The sequence below is a fragment of the Micromonospora sp. CPCC 205561 genome, from assembly GCF_036906775.1.
Taxonomy (GTDB): Bacteria; Actinomycetota; Actinomycetes; order Mycobacteriales; family Micromonosporaceae; genus Micromonospora.
On record NZ_JBAKHV010000004.1, the window covers coordinates 108,824 to 124,065 of the forward strand.

8 protein-coding genes are annotated in these 15,242 nt (G+C 73.0%); 7 read left to right on the top strand and 1 reads right to left on the bottom strand.

Features of this window, described 5'->3' with window-relative positions; genetic code table 11:
- Positions 1-23: 23 nt before the first annotated feature.
- On the bottom strand, positions 24-1,385 hold the full coding sequence (locus tag V6V16_RS04845) for a B12-binding domain-containing radical SAM protein (RefSeq protein WP_334559752.1): 1,362 nt from the start codon (positions 1,383-1,385) through the stop codon (positions 24-26).
- 369 nt (positions 1,386-1,754) lie between these two features.
- Here V6V16_RS04845 and V6V16_RS04850 point away from each other — a divergent pair, with 369 nt between their 5' ends.
- The 7 genes from V6V16_RS04850 (at position 1,755) to V6V16_RS04880 (ending at position 15,234) form a co-directional block, all read left to right on the top strand.
- Entirely contained in the window at positions 1,755-3,104 is a 1,350-nt protein-coding gene (locus V6V16_RS04850) for an MFS transporter (protein WP_334559753.1), read from the top strand.
- Between the two features lie 104 nt (positions 3,105-3,208).
- Complete coding sequence (locus V6V16_RS04855; protein ID WP_334559754.1) at positions 3,209-3,457, top strand: hypothetical protein; 249 nt, start codon at positions 3,209-3,211, stop codon at positions 3,455-3,457.
- Positions 3,458-3,490: 33 nt separating this feature from the next.
- On the top strand, positions 3,491-9,382 hold the full coding sequence (locus V6V16_RS04860; RefSeq protein ID WP_334559755.1) for an amino acid adenylation domain-containing protein: 5,892 nt from the start codon (positions 3,491-3,493) through the stop codon (positions 9,380-9,382).
- Positions 9,379-10,623, top strand: coding sequence for a cytochrome P450 (locus V6V16_RS04865; RefSeq protein WP_334559756.1), 1,245 nt, complete (start codon positions 9,379-9,381; stop codon positions 10,621-10,623). Before V6V16_RS04860 ends, V6V16_RS04865 begins: the two co-directional genes overlap by 4 nt.
- Entirely contained in the window at positions 10,620-11,717 is a 1,098-nt protein-coding gene (locus V6V16_RS04870) for a thioesterase domain-containing protein (protein WP_334559758.1), read from the top strand. The genes V6V16_RS04865 and V6V16_RS04870 overlap by 4 nt, the downstream gene beginning before the upstream one ends.
- On the top strand, positions 11,714-13,498 hold the full coding sequence (locus V6V16_RS04875) for a non-ribosomal peptide synthetase (protein WP_334559760.1): 1,785 nt from the start codon (positions 11,714-11,716) through the stop codon (positions 13,496-13,498). The genes V6V16_RS04870 and V6V16_RS04875 overlap by 4 nt, the downstream gene beginning before the upstream one ends.
- Complete coding sequence (locus tag V6V16_RS04880; RefSeq protein ID WP_334559761.1) at positions 13,495-15,234, top strand: class I SAM-dependent methyltransferase; 1,740 nt, start codon at positions 13,495-13,497, stop codon at positions 15,232-15,234. Before V6V16_RS04875 ends, V6V16_RS04880 begins: the two co-directional genes overlap by 4 nt.
- Positions 15,235-15,242 lie beyond the last annotated feature (8 nt).

A 15,242-nucleotide genomic window follows, 5' to 3' on the forward strand; every position in this document is an offset into this window, starting at 1 on the left:
CCGTCCGGTAGGACCGCGAGACGCTACACATGGGCGTCCGCCCAGAACCCGCCATACTTCGACAGGTCGCCGACCGGCGACGCGTCATTGAAGTAGGGCCGTTTGCCCATGGCCTCGGCGAATGTTTCCAGCCCGTCCAGGAACACCTGGTAGATCTGTTCCGGCGTGGCCTTGTCGGTGGCATAGACCGGCGGCAGGTCCTCGTGGTAAAGGCTGAAGTCACGATGCAGGATTTCCATTCCGAAGCGCTCGGGATGTTGGTACATGGTGCTTCCGGGATAGGGTACGAGGCCGAACAGGTAGGTCGCCTGCAGCAGATCCTCGTTGATCAGTTCGCTGATCCAGTCGATGCTGCGGGCCATGTCGTCCGGAGTCTGGTCGGGAAAGCCGTTGACCGTGAAAGCGCACGTTGCCAGCCCCGCGTCCCGGACTCGTTTCAACGTCTCGGTGGTCGCGTTCAGGTTCATGTGGTGTTTGTGGGTGTGATGCGTGTCCTGCGACCCGGTCTCGATCCCGATCTCGATCCACTGGCAGCCGCTGCTCTTGAGTTTGCGCAGGACGCGCTCGTCGGTGAGGCAGTTGAGCCGCGTCTGGCAGTCGTATTGGATGTCGCCCTCCCGGGCGAGCGCGTCGAGCAGTTCGAGCGTCCGTTCCGGGTGCAGGGTGAACGTCTCGTCGCCCCAGTAGATGCTGTGGTGGGCGCCGTAATGGGCGCGGTACGCCCGGATCTCCCGCAGCACCCGCTCGATCGGGAAGTATCCGGGGCGGCGGCCGATGGTCTGGATGGTGCAGAACGTGCACTGGTACGGGCAGCCGAGCGCGTAGACCTGGCGCAGGTAACGGATGTCCTCGCCGCTGCTGCGGGGGAACAGGTCGATCTTCGGAAATGGCAGGTCGGCGGGGGCGACGTCGGGGTAGCGGGTCGCGGTCCGCCGGGTGGTGCCGTCTTCGCGCTGGTAGACCAGGTTGCCCACGGGCGTCGGCTCCTGCCCGTCGCGCAGTGCGTCGAGCAGTGCCGGCAGGGCGCGCTCCCCGCGGTCGACCACGACGTAGTCCACGCTCGGGTGGGCGGCGACCTCGTCGGCCAGCGGGGTCGCGGCCACCCCGCCGTACACGATGGTGGACCTGGGGTGGATCTGCTTGATCACGGTGGAGATCTCGTACGCGTAGCAGAGGTTCACCGTCATCGGGGAGAAGAGGTAGACGTCGGCCGGACTGCTGCGGGCCGCCTCCTCGATGGCGTCCTTCGCCAGGCGACCCGGCTCGACGAAGGTGTTCGGATCGGTGTAGAGGTCGAGGACTCCCATGTCGGAGTAGCCGTGCGCGTCCAGGACCCCGCCGAGCCAGAGCATCCAGTGCGGCAGTTCCCACATGTTGCGTTTCATGTGGCGTAGGCCCGGGTGCACCGAGTGGTATTGGACGTCGAAATTCCGCCAGAACAACTTCCGCTGCGGCACCGGCACGGTGGACATTGGTGTGTGAACGAATGATACCCGCATTTCCGCCCGTCAGGATGATGGACATTCCATGATGGTTTCAGCGATTACCGCTGCGGCGACAGATATCCATGGCCGAGATAAATGCCCCCGTTGAGCCATGCCAAGCCCGCGTTACCGTTGAGCGAGCCTTGTGACTGTATGTCAGCCATTCAAAGCTGTCAACATAACGATCTTGCGTCTACCGATTTGGCGCCGACCTTGACCGACGTGGAGATGCCATGATGGACTATTCGAGTCCGGTTTGGGGGGCCGCTTGTGTCTAATGATGATCCAGTAACCGCTTCGGATGCGGCTGCCCGAGTCGAAGGAGATGCAGCCCCGCCGAACGGCCGCCCGGCCGGTGCCGCGGCTCCCGGCACCTCACTGTGGCGCAATCCGAACTATCGCACCTTCCTGGGGATACAGACGCTCTCCGCCGTCGGTGACTCGTTCTCCTACGTGGCCATACCGCTGCTCGTCCTGCAGGTCACCGGCTCGCTGGTCCAGATGGGAATCGTCACCGGGCTGACCGGCGTCGCCTCCATCACCACGGGGCTCTTCGCCGGGGTGGTCGTCGACCGCTTCGACCGCAGGGCCCTCCTGATGATCTGCGACGGAGCCCGCTGTGTGCTCTACGGAGCCGTCGCGGTCGTCTTCCTCGTCGCCGAGCCGTCCTGGCTGATCTACCTCGTCGTGCCGCTGGCCGGCGTCTTCTCGATGATCTTCCAGGTCACCTACGTGGCCGTGGTGCCCGCCATCGTCGCGGCGGACCAGATCACCAGGGCCAACGGCCACCTCTACGCCACGTACGCGGTCGCGAGCGTCGCCGGGCCGGCGCTCGCCGGCATGGTGGCCGCCGCCTTCGGTCCCGCTGCCGCCATCGGCCTCGACGCCGTCACCTTCGCCGTCGCCGCCGTCGGCGTGCTGTTCATCAGGCTCGCGGCGGGGCGGCCGGACGCCGCCCGGCCGGCCGTCGCGGGCGCGGGCGACGTCCGCAACGAGTTCCTGGCGGGTGCGCGCTTCCTCTGGAACCACCCGCTGTTGCGTCAGCTCACGCTGCTGCTGTCGCTGCTGACGTTCCTGACCTACGGGCTCACCGACGCCGTCATCTTCCGGCTGAAGGACGAACTCGGGCAACCGGACACGGTGGTCGGCTACGTCCTGACCGCCGGGACGGTGGGCACCTTCGTGGCGTCGTTCGTGGTGGCCCGGGTCCGCGGACGGCTTGGCTTCGGTCCCAGCTGGATCGGCGCCTTCAGCCTGGCCGGCCTCGCCGTCGCCGGAATGGGGCTGGCACGCAGCGTGCCCGCGCTCGCGGTGCTGATGGCGGTCATGCTGCTGGGCACCGGGGTGGCGGGCATCTGCTCGATGTCGTTGCGCCAGGAGATCACTCCGGGGCACCTGCTGGGGCGGGTGACCGCCGCCTTCTGGACGATCCACTCCGCGCTGGGACCGCTCGGCGCGGGCGCGATCACCGCCGTCGCCGCCGGGGTCGGCGTCACCCCGGTGCTCCTCGCGGTGGGTACGGCCATGGTCGCCATCGCGCTGTCCGGGGCGTTCAGCAGCATCGGGCGCGCCGGGGCGACGCCGGCGGCCGAGAGAGCCCTGGAGGGCGCGCGTTCGTAGGGGCCGATCATCCGGTACGGGAGAGGGGAAACGATGGTGGACATGGATTCCGGCGGGACGCCGGCACCCGGCCTGCGACGCCGGTCGGGGCGGGAGGCCGCGCGATGATCCCGTACTACCGCGGGCACCTGCTGGCCGAGCTGCGCCGGTTCCCCGGCTGGGTCGAGCCGCAAGGAACCGGCCTGACCGACGAGACGGTCGTCTACGTACGCCAGGACCTGTCCGTCGTGCTGCACCCGGTGCAGGACGACGAGGGCGTGCTGTGGGACGCGGACACCCCGCGGTGGCGGACGTTCTGCGAGTCCGAGCTCCGCTTCGAGGTGCCCGCCGAGTTGCGGGCCGACGCGGGCTGACGGCACGGCGTGGACCGGCAGAGGGGAGCGACCGTGCGTGAGCTGACCCAGCGGATCCAGAGCCTCACGCCCGAGCAACGTGGTGCGTTGACCGAGCGGCTGCGCGACCGGGGGATGGTCGGCCCGCTGGCCCTGTACGGCGGAGCCGCCGAGGGCGACGCCCCGGTGTCGTCGGCGCAGCGCCGCATCCTCTTCCTGCACCGGCTGCGGCCGGAGAGCGCGTTCTACACCAGTGTCAACCCGTTCCACCTGGCCGGACCGCTGCGGGTCGGTGTGCTGCGGCGCTGCCTGCGCGAGATCGTGTCCCGGCACGAGATCCTGCGGACGACCTTTCCCGTCGTGGACGGGGTGGCCTGCCAGCGGGTCCGGCCGACCCTCGTACCGGCGCTGCCCGTGATCGACCTGCGGGGCCTGAAGCCGGACGTCGCGCGCCGGGAGAGCGACCGGCTCGCGTCGATCGAGCGGCGCCGTCCGTTCGACCTGGGCGTCGACCCCCCGGTGCGGACCAGCCTCGTCCTCCTCGCGGAGCACGAGTCGGTCCTGCTCGTCACGTTCCACCACGTCGCGGTCGACGGCTGGTCGCTCAGCGTGCTCGGGCGTGAGCTGGACGAGCTCTACCGCGCCTTCGCCGCCGGGCGGCCCAGCCCGCTGAGCCCGCTCACGGTGCAGTACGCCGGGTACAGCCGGTGGCAGGCGGACTGGGAGAACGGCGCGGAGGCGCGCAAGCAGCTCGCCTTCTGGCAGGCCCAGCTCAGCGGCGCGCCCGAGGCCCTGACGCTGTACACCGACCGGCCACGCCCCGCCGCGCAGAGCCATCGCGGCGCGACCCACCGGTTCGCGCTCGGCGCCGACCTCACGCGGGCGGTGGGCGAGCTGAGCCGCCGCCGCGGTGGCACCGCGCACATGACCCTGCTGGCCGCCCTCGGTGCCGTCCTGCACCGGTGGAGCGGCCAGGACGACATCGTCATCGGTGGCGCGGTGGCGAACCGCCGGCACCCGGAACTGCACGACCTGATCGGCTTCTTCGCCAACTCCGTCCTGTTCCGGATCCGCCCGCGTGGCGGGCAGACCTTCGACGAACTCCTGCGCCACGTACGCGACACCTGCCTGGCGGCGTACGCCCACCAGGACGTCTCCGTCGACCTCATCGCCCAGCGGCTGTTCCCGGAGCGTGACCTCGGCCGTAACCCGCTCTACCAGGTCAACTTCACGCTGCACAACACGCCGCCGCTGGCCGCGTCGCTCTCCGACCTCACGGTGACGCTGCTGGAGACGGGCACCGAGTCGGCCCGCTTCGACCTGGACGTCAACGTCTGGGAGTCCGACCAGGGGCTGGAATGCCTGATCGACTACTCCACCGACCTGTTCGACGAAGACACCGTCGCCCGGCTGGCCACCTCGTTCCGCGAGCTGTTGGCGGCGGCCACCGCCGATCCGGGTCGGCGCCTGGCCGAGTTGCCGGTCATGTCGGGGGAGGAGCTGCACCGGATCCTGTCCGAGTGGAACGACACCGCCGCGCCGGGCGTCGACGCGCCGCTGCACGAGCTGGTCGATCGGCAGGCCGAACGGAGCCCGGACGCGCCCGCGGTGCGCTGCGCCGGGACCGTGCTCACCTACCGCGAGCTGGTGCGGTGGGCGAACCGGCTCGCCCACCACCTCTGGGACGCCGGCGCCCGGCCCGGCGGCACGGTGGCGGTGCTGCTGTCGCACGCGCCGGACACGGTGGCCGTGCTGCTGGCAATCATGAAGACCGGCGCGGCATACCTCCCGCTCGATCCGCGGCAGCCGCCACTGCGCACCGGCGCCATGCTCGCCGACAGCGGCAGCGCCCTGCTCGTCGTGCCCGACGGAGTGCCGGAGGGTGTGGACCGCCGCGCCCTGCGGGTGGTGAGCCTGGACGCCGAACGCGCGTCGATCGCGGCGCGGCCGGCGGAGCCCCTCCCCGTACCGGTGTCGGCCGACCACCTGCTCTACCTGATGTACACCTCCGGCTCGACCGGCCGACCCAAGGCCGCCCTGCTCACCCACCGCAACGTGGTGAACTACCTGCGGTGGGCCGCCCGCTATTACACCGTCTCAGCGGGAACCGGGGTGGCGGTGCACTCGCCGCTGGCCTTCGACCTGGCGGTGACCAGCCTGTTCGCGCCGCTGCTCGCCGGCCAGCAGCTGCTCCTCGCCGCCGCCGAGCGCGACGTGCCCGGAGCGGAACTGCGGGCCCTGCTCGACGAGGCCGACGATCTGAGCTTCGTCAAGCTGACCCCGTCCCACCTACGTCTTTTGGTCGAGTCCGCAGGGGACGACGCACCGGCCCTGCCGTGCCGGACGGTCATCCTCGGCGGGGAGGGGCTGCGCGGGGAGACGGTGGCCGGGCTGCGTCGCGGTCGGCCCGGGATCCGGCTGGTCAACGAGTACGGGCCGACCGAGACGGCCGTGGCCTGCACCGCGTACGACGGTGACCAGGTCACGCCGTACGGCCGGGTGCCGATCGGCACGCCGATCGGCAACGCGCGCGTCTACGTTCTGGACGCCGCCCTGCGCCCCACCCCGATCGGCGTGCCCGGCGAGCTGTACGTCGGTGGTGCCGGGGTCGGTCTGGGCTACTGGCGCCGGGGCGCGCTCACCGCGGCGGCCTTCGTACCCGACCCGTTCGGCCCCGAGCCGGGCGGCCGGCTCTACCGCACCGGCGACGTCGTGCGGTACCTGCCCGACGGCTGTCTCGAATATCTGGGCCGCCGCGACGAGCAGGTCAAGGTGCGCGGCCACCGGATCGAGTGCGGGGAGATCGAGGCCGTCCTGGACAGTCATCCGGCGGTGCGGTCCAGCGCCGCGGAACTGGTCCGCCGCGACACCGGTGACGAGCAGATCGTGGCCTTCGTCTGCCTGGAGGGCCAGCGGACGCGGGACGGCGGGTGGGACCGTGACCGCGTCCGGGAGTGGCGGGAACTCTACGAGGACACCTACCGCGACCTCGACGGCGACCAGGACCCCTTCTTCAACCTCGCCGGCTGGCTGAGCAGCTACTCCGGGCGGCCCCTCGACCCCGCCGACATGCGGGCATGGCTGGACGACGCCGCCGGGCGGATCCGAGGGCTGCGCCCGTCTCGGGTGCTCGAGATCGGCTGTGGCACCGGCATGATCCTCGGCCGGGTGGCCCCGACGTGCGAGTCCTACCAGGCGACGGACAACTCGCCCGCCGCCGTGGAATACGTCCGGCGTGCCCTGCGCGACGTGGGCGGCGCGTGGTCCGACCGGGTCGAGACCCGGGCCGCGCCGGCCCACGAGAGTCTTCGGGCCGACGCGGCGGGCGCACCGCCGGACACCGTCGTCATGAACTCGGTGGTGCAGTACTTTCCGTCCGTCGGGTACCTGCTGCGGGTGCTGCGCCAGGCCGTCGACGTGCTGCCCGACGGCGGCCACGTCTTCCTCGGTGACCTGCGCAGCCTGCCGTTGTCGGAGCTGTTCCACACGTCGGTGGAGGTGCACAGGGCCCCGGTCGGGCTGCGCCTGGGCGAGCTGCGCCAGCGGGTCCGGCGCGCCGTCGCCCACGAGCCGGAGCTGTGCCTGGATCCCGCCCTGTTCCGGGAGATCGGCGCGCGGTGGCCGAGGATCGCGCGGGTCCGGGTGCTGCCCAAGCGCGGCCGTCAGGACAACGAACTGGTCACCTTCCGCTACGACGTCATTCTGACCGTCGGTACGCCCGTCGCCGCCGAGGAACCCCCGACCCACGACTGGGGACCCGATCGCCGTACCCCCGCCGACCTGCTCCGCCTGCTCGACGCCGAGCGGCTCGACGCCGTGCGCCTGGCCGCCGTCCCGAACGCGCGCCTGTCCTGGGCCCGCCGCCTCAAGCGGTCGATGGACGAGCGGGATCCCGCCTCCTCCGCCGGTGAACTCGTGGCCTACGCCACCGGCCTGCCGGCGGAGGGGACCGCCCCGGAGGACTGGTGGGAGCTGGCCGGCGACGGGTCCGTCGACGTCGAGCTGAGCTGGGCGGCCGGACACGCCGAGGGCGCGTACGACGTCGTCCTGCGCCGCCGCGAGCCGGTCGGGGCGCCCGGCCGGCCCGTCCACCGCCCGCCGGAGGAGCCCTGGGACGCCCGGCCGTACGCCAACGATCCGCTCTGGAGCCGGGCCTGCGCGGCGGCGATCCCGGAACTCGCCGGGTACGCGCGCGAGCGGCTGCCCGAACCCGCGCTGCCGGCGCGCTACCTGCCCGTCGCCGAGCTGCCGCTCAACTCGAACGGGAAGGTCGACCGCGCCCAGCTGCGCCGCATGGCGACGAACCCGGCGGTGCTGGAGAACGTCTGGGCGGCCCCCGCGCGACCGCTGACCGGAACCGAGCGGGTCGTCGCCGACATCTGGCGCGCGCTGCTGGGCTGCGACGACGTCGGGCCGGAGGACGACTTCTTCGGGCTCGGCGGCCACTCCCTGCTCACCCTGCAGGTGGTGTTCAAGCTGCGCGGGCTGCTCGGCGTGGACGTGCCGGTACGGGCGCCGTTCGACCACCGGACCCTGGCCGACCTGGCGAGCTACCTCGACGGCCTGTCCGCCGCCGGGGACGACCTCCCGGCGTTGGTGCCGGTCGATCGGCGCGACCCGCTGCCCGCGTCCTTCGCCCAGGAGCGCCTCTGGTTCATGGCGCAGCTGCGTCCCGGCGACCACCAGTACAACGTCCCGGTGTTCGACCGGATCGCGGGCCCGCTGGACGTCCGGGCCCTCGCCGGGACCGTGGACGCGGTGGTCGCCCGGCACGAGGTGCTCCGTACCGTCATCGTGGCCGACGACGACGGCGTGCCCCGGCAGCGGATCCTGCCCGCCGCGCCGGTGCCGATGCCGCTGGTCGACCTGACCGCGCTGCCGGCCGGGCACCGCGAGGCCGAGCTGCGGCGGCTGGTCGACCGGGAGTACCACCGTCCCTTCGACCTCGAGACCGGCCCGGTGCTGCGGGCACAGGTGGTCCGGCTCGACGACGAGGACCACGCGTGGCTGCTGTCGATGCACCACATCGTCCACGACGGCTGGTCCTTCGGGCTGCTCACGGCCGAGCTGGCGCAGACCTACGCCGGCCTGGTGGCGGGGCGCCCACCCGATCCGACGCCGCCGACCCCGCAGTACGCCGACTACGCCGTCTGGCAGCGGAGGTCGTACGGCGACGGGCACCTCGCCGCCCAGCTGGACTTCTGGACCCGGCGGCTCACCGGCGTCCGCGAGCTGTTCCCGCGCCCGGCGCAGCGACCGGATCCACCCGATGCGCGGCCCGCCGGGCGCAGCGTGCCGGTCCGGCTGTCGCCGTCGGTCAGCCGCGGCGTGCGGAGCCTCGGTCAGGCGACCGGTACCACGCCGTTCATGGTGCTGCTGGCCGCGCTGGCGGCGACCCTGCGCGACCTCACCGGTCAGGACGACGTCGCGGTCGGCACGGACGTGGCCAACCGGTCGATGCCGGAGACCGAGGCCATGCTCGGCTTCTTCGTCAACCAGATCGTGCTGCGGATGGACACCGGGGGCGACCCCACCTGGCGGCAGCTGCTCGACCGGGCCCGCACCACCGTGCTGGACGGACTGCGTCACCACCAGGTGCCGTTCGAACGGGTCGTGCAGGCGCTGAGGCCGCGCCGGTCCGGCCGGCGCACCCCCCTCTTCCAGGTGAAGCTGGTGTTGAACAACACGCCGCGCCGGCCGTCGACGCTGCCCGGCCTCGACGTCACCGAGGTGCCGGTCGCCTCCGACGCCGTGCGTTTCGACCTCGCGCTCGTCCTGCAGGACGAGCCCGGTGCGATGACGGGATTCCTGGAGTACGACACGACGCTCTTCGACGGGCCGACCGTCGACCGGGTGATCGCCGACTTCACCGCGGCGCTGGACGCGATGATCCTCGACCTGGGCGGACCGGCCCGGACCGTACGGCGGCGGGCTGAGCGGCCGTGACACCCGAATCCACCGACCGGGGGCTCGCGGAGCCCGATCTCACCGACCCGGCGACCCACCGCCGGACCGACCACCTGGCGCTCTGGCGGGCGGTCCGCCGCCACCGCCCGATCGCCAGACTCGACTCCCCCGGGTACGGCCCGTTCTGGTCGGTGACCACCCACGACCTGGCCTGCCAGGTGCTGGAGGATCCCGTCCGGTTCACCTCGACGGGCGGGATGCGACTGGGCGCGGACGAGGCCGCGGTGGCGGCCGCGGCCGGCCGGATGCTCGTCGTCGCCGACGGCGCGGAGCACGCCCGGCTGCGCGCGGCGCACGCGCCCTGGTTCCGGTCGAACGAGGTGGCGGCGATGCGGGAGGCGCTGCGCCGGCGGCTCGAGACCGAGCTGGAGCCGATGGTGACGGGCGAACCGGTGGAGATCGTGCAGCGCCTCGCCAGCGCGGTGCCCATCTGGGTGGTGGGGCGGATGCTCGGCACCGACGACGCGGACACCGCCCGGCTGGCCGCCCTCGTCCGCTCGGCCTTCGCCGAGGAGACCGACCCGGCGGAGCGCACCTCGCGCCGCGCCGCCAGCGCACACGTCTTCGGCTACTTCGCCGACCTGCTGGAGAGCCGGCGGGCGGATCCGCGCGCGGACGTGGTCAGCGCGCTGGCGCACGAACCGGACCCGGAGCGGCGGCTCACCGACGAGGAGATCCTGCTCAGCTGCGACGGTCTGGTCAACGGCGGGCTGGGCACGTCCCGGCACGCCGTCTCCGGCGCCCTGCTGGCCTTCGCCCGGCATCCCGACCAGTGGCTGCGGCTGCGGCGGGACGCCTCGCTCCTCCCGTCGGCCGTCGAGGAGGTGCTCCGCTGGGCGTCACCACCGATGCACCTCATGCGCACGGCGACGCGCGAGGTGGAACTGGGTGGTGCCCGCATCGGCGCCGGCGACCGCGTCGTGCTGTGGATCCCGTCCTGCAACCGCGACGAGTCGGTCTTCGCCGAACCGGACGCCTTCCGGATCGACCGGCGGCCGAACCGGCACCTCAGCCTCGGCGCGGGACCGCACTACTGCGTCGGGGCGTCGGTCGGCCGGATGGAGGTGCGCGTGCTGTTGCAGGTGCTGCTCGCCAAGGTGGACCGGATCGAGCTGCGCGGGGAGCCGGTGCGCAGCGCCTCGACGTTCCTGCACGGCATCGACCGGCTCGAGGTCGTTCTCCTGCCCATCCATCGTGCTGACAGGGAGGTGACGGTGTGACCGCCGCGAGGAGTGTGCCGCGCGACAGCGTGGAACTGGAGGTGACGCGGATCTACGAGGATCTGCTCGGCGTGGACGGCGTCGACGTCCACGCCGACTTCTTCACGCTCGGCGGGCACTCGCTGCTGGCCGTCCAGTTGCTCGCCCGGATCAAGAAGACGTTCGGGACGGTGGTTCCGGTCTCCGTGCTCTTCGAGCACGCCGACGAGGAGGCCGCCAGCGTCTCGGTGCTCAGCGGCCTGGTCCGGCGCGGCCTCGGCGGCCGGCAGCCGGACTCCCCGGCGGGCCCGGTGACGCTGCGGCGCGGCGGTGGCGGCGACCCGGTGTTCTGCGTGCATCCGGCCGGAGGCGACCTCATCGCCTTCCGCGAGCTGGTGCGGCTGCTGCCGTCCGAGCGGCCCGTCTACGGGCTGCCGGCGCCGCCGGCGGAGACCGATCCGTACGAGCCGGAGCTGTCCGACATCGCCGAACACCATCTCGCCCGGCTCACCGAGGCGCAGCCGGCCGGGCCGTACTCGCTGATCGGCTGGTCCATGGGCGGGGTGCTCGCGGCCGAGATGGCCGGGCGGCTGCGCGCGGCCGGCGCGCGCGTCGACCTGTTGGCGCTGCTGGACAGCTACCCGGCCGAGGAGACCGACGCGCCGGGCGAAACCGAGATCCTGGCGGCCTTCGCCACCCACCTGGGCGGCGTCATGGGGCGTCCCTTCGCCGTGCCGGCCGACGACCTGCGAGCGCTCTCCTTCGACGACGGCCTCGCCCGGGTCCTCGCCGCGGCCCGCGCCGCGGGCGCCCTGCCGCCCGGCACCGACCTCACCGAACTGCTGACCTGGCTGACGCTCTTCCGCGCGCACGACCGGGCCCGGCGCCGCCACCGCGCCGTCCGGCCGGTGGAGGAACTCCTGTTGGTCCTCGCGTCGGACGCCGACCCGCTGAGACGGGACCGGGCCGCCGACAGCTGGCAGCGGATCACCGAGCGTCCGGTGCGGCGGCACCTCGTCCCGGGCGACCACTACTCGATGCTGACCGAACCGCACGTCAGGGAGCTGGCCACGATCCTCACCGACGCCCTGCGGGCACCTGGGGGGCGGTCATGAGCGTCCTGCGTCTGTTCGACGACCGCTGCCGGGCCGCGCCGGACGCCCCCGCCGTGGAGTACCACGGCGAGACCCTCACCTACGCGGCGCTGGACGCGGCGGCGTCCCGGCTCGCGCGGCGGCTGCTGCGCCTCGGCGTGACCGGCCGGATCGTCGGCGTCTCCGTCGACCGTTCCGTCAATCTGCCCGTCGCCGTGCTGGCCGCTCTGCGGGCCGGCGCGGCGTACCTGCCGCTGGACCCGGCCTACCCGCCGGCACGCCTCGCGTTCATGCTGCGCGACAGTGACGTACGGGTGCTGCTGACCCAGCCCGACATCGCCGAGCGCCTGCCGTCGCGGGTTGGCGTGCGCACGGTGTGGTTGGACGAGGAGCCGTCGGACGGTGCGCCGCCCGGGCAGCCGTGGCCCGCGGTCACCGACGAAGAGCTGGCGTACGTGATGTACACCTCCGGCTCCACCGGCGTCCCCAAGGGCGTGGCGATGCCGCACGGCCCGCTGACCAACCTCATCGAGTGGCAGCGCGGGGCGTCGGGCTGTGCGGAGGGCGCCCGCACGTTGCAGTTCTCCGCGTTCAGCTTCGACGCGTCCTTCCAGGAGATGTTCAGCACCTGGGCCGCCGGTGGCTGCCTGGTGCTGGTGGACGAGGACGTGCGGCGTGACCCGCACCGCCTGCTGCGGTTCGTCGACGATAACCGGATCAACCGGATCTTCATGCCGTTCGTCGCGCTCCAGGCGCTGGCGGGCGCGGCCGCCGGGCAGCAACGATTCCCCCAGGCGGTCCGGGAGGTCATCACCGCCGGGGAACAGCTGTACGTCACGCCGGCGCTGCGGCGCTTCTTCGCGGCACTGCCGGCGGCCACCCTGGTGAACCAGTACGGTCCCTCGGAGACGCACATCGTGACGTCGATCCAGCTCGGGCGCGACCCGGGCGAGTGGCCCGAGCTGCCGTCGATCGGCGCCGCGATCGACGGCGCCGGCATCGTGGTGCTAGACGACCGCGGGCTGCCCCTGCCGGTCGGCGCGACGGGGGAGATCGCCATCGGCGGGCGGGTGCTGGCCCGTGGCTATCTGCACCGTCCGGCGTTGACGGCGGAACGCTTCGTGCCCGATCCGCACGGCGCCGCCAGCGGGCGGCTCTACCTGACCGGGGACCGCGGGCGCCTCGACGTGGACGGCGCCGTCACGTTCCTCGGCCGCGACGACGGCCAGGTGAAGATCCGCGGCCATCGGGTCGAGCTGGGTGAGGTGGAGGTCGCGGTGAAGGCCGTGCCCGGCCTCGCCGACGCCGTGGTGGTCGCGCACGGCCGGCCGGGCGCCGAGCGCAGGCTGGTCGCCTACGCCGTCGCCGGTCCGGGCGGGTGGCCCGCCGACGTTCACGGGCAGCTGACGTCGGCGTTGCCGGCGCACATGGTGCCGGTGGCGGTCGTGCCGGTCGACGGGTTTCCGACGACGCCGAGCGGCAAGGTCGACCGGGCCGCGCTGGCCGCCCGCGAGGTGGTGCTCAGCGGCACCGGTGCGGCGACGGCCGAGGGGTCGGTCGAGGACGCGGTCCGCCGTCTGTGGGAGGACGTCCTCGACGCCGTCGACGTGGGCCCGGACGACAACTTCTTCCAGCTGGGTGGTACGTCCCTGCTCGCGGCGGTGCTCACCAACCGGCTCAACGAGGAGTTCGGCATCCAGGCGGAGCTGGAGACCTTCCTGCGGCACCCGACCGTGGCGAAGCTGAGCGCCTGGATCGGGGCGCAGCCGGTGGCGCCCGCGGCCGGCGGGAGTGACCGGTGAAGCCGCTCTGGACGGCCCCGATGGCCATGCCGGTGCGCACGCTCGCGTGGCGGCGCGACGACGTGCTGGAGGTGTCCTACCCCGGTGGACGTGCCCTCCTCGGCACCGACGGCTCGCCGGCCACCGCCGGGTCGTCCGGTGCCCCGCCCGCCGGGGACCCGGCGTGGTGCGAGCTGGTCGCCGACGGCGCGCGACTCACCCTGCTGCTGGACGGCACGCCGCTCTGTGCCGCCACCCTCGACGGCCCGATCACCGCCGTCACCGCGGGCGCCGACGGCACGAAGGTCTTCGCCGGCACCGCGACCGGCACCGTGCACGCGCTGCGGCCGTCGCTGACGGCCGCCCAGGCCGCGACTCTCCTGGACGCGGAGCGTCGGCTGCTCGGCACGGTCGACGCGGGCACCCTCGACCGCGCCGCCCGGCTCTACGCCGCCACCGCCGGCCCGTCCTTCGCCGTGCACCGGATACGCCAGCTGCAACGCGTCGGCGCGGCCGGCGCCGGAGAGGGCGACGCCGCGGTCGTGGCGGTGGCCCGGGCGGCCGGGGCGGCCCTGCACGGCCACTCGTCCGCCGCGTACGAGGTGGGCCGCGCGCTGCGCGACCGGGGCGAGCCGGGCGAGGCGGTCGCCTACTTCCAGGCGGCCACCGCGTCCGCGCGGCTCAGGGCCTCCGCGTGGTACGCCGCCGCGCAGTGCTTCCAGCGGGTCGGTGCCCCGGCCGCGGCGGCGATCGCGTTCCAGCAGGCGTCGCTCGGCGGTCCCGGCGAGGAGGAGCTCCGAGAGCTCTACCACCGGGCCCGGCGCCTTCAGGAGCAGGGCCGCCCCGGCGAGGCGGCCGACTGCTTCGAGGTCCTGCTGGCCTGGGACGTCAGCTACCTCGACGCCCAGGCGCGGCACGCCGCCTGCCGCGCGGCGCCCGCCCCGGCCGAGGCACCCGGGTCGGCCCGGCGTACGCCGGGAACGGCGGCGCTGGTCGGGGAACTCGCCGACCGTGGGTTGCTCGACGCCGACGCGACCCGGCTGGACGCCTACGACGCCACGTTCTACCTCCAGTTCGAGAACACCGGGGTGACGGACACCGCGAAGAAGCAGCTCGAGTCGGTCGAGCTGCTGCACGCCCTCGGTCCCGTCGACCGCTACCGCACGTCGCTCGACGTGGGCAGCGGCACCATGCGCTACCCCCAGGTGCTCGGCCGCTACGGCGTCCGTTCGTTCGGCGTCGACCTGAGCGACGCCGGCGTACGGGCCTGTGTCGACGGGCGGTGGCAGCGGCGGTTCGCGGTCGCCGACGGGACCTTCCTGCCGTTCCGGACCGGATCCTTCGACCTGGTCAGCTGCATGATGGGCACCATCAACCACCTCTCGGCCGCGCAGCGCGGGCGGTTCTTCGCCGAGGCCCGGCGAACCCTGCGCCCCGGGGGCCGGCTGGTGGTGAGCGCGTGGAACCCCGACTGCCGGTTCCAGACGTTCCTGTCCTTCTACTCACCCCGGGAGGCGGCCGACCTGCGCGGGCGGCTCACGCCGCCGGGGACCCTGGCGGGGGAGTGCGCCCGGTCGGGGTTCCGCGACGTCACGACCAAGAGCTTCTGCACGTTCCCGGACTGGCTGATCGCCGGCTCCACTGTCTCCGGCACGGGCGCGGCGCACCTCTCCCGGCTGGTCGACCTGGACGCGGAGCGCACCGGCAGGGACCCCGCGGCACCGAGTCAGATGTTCATGCTCTGCGCGCGCCGGTAGCGCGGCGT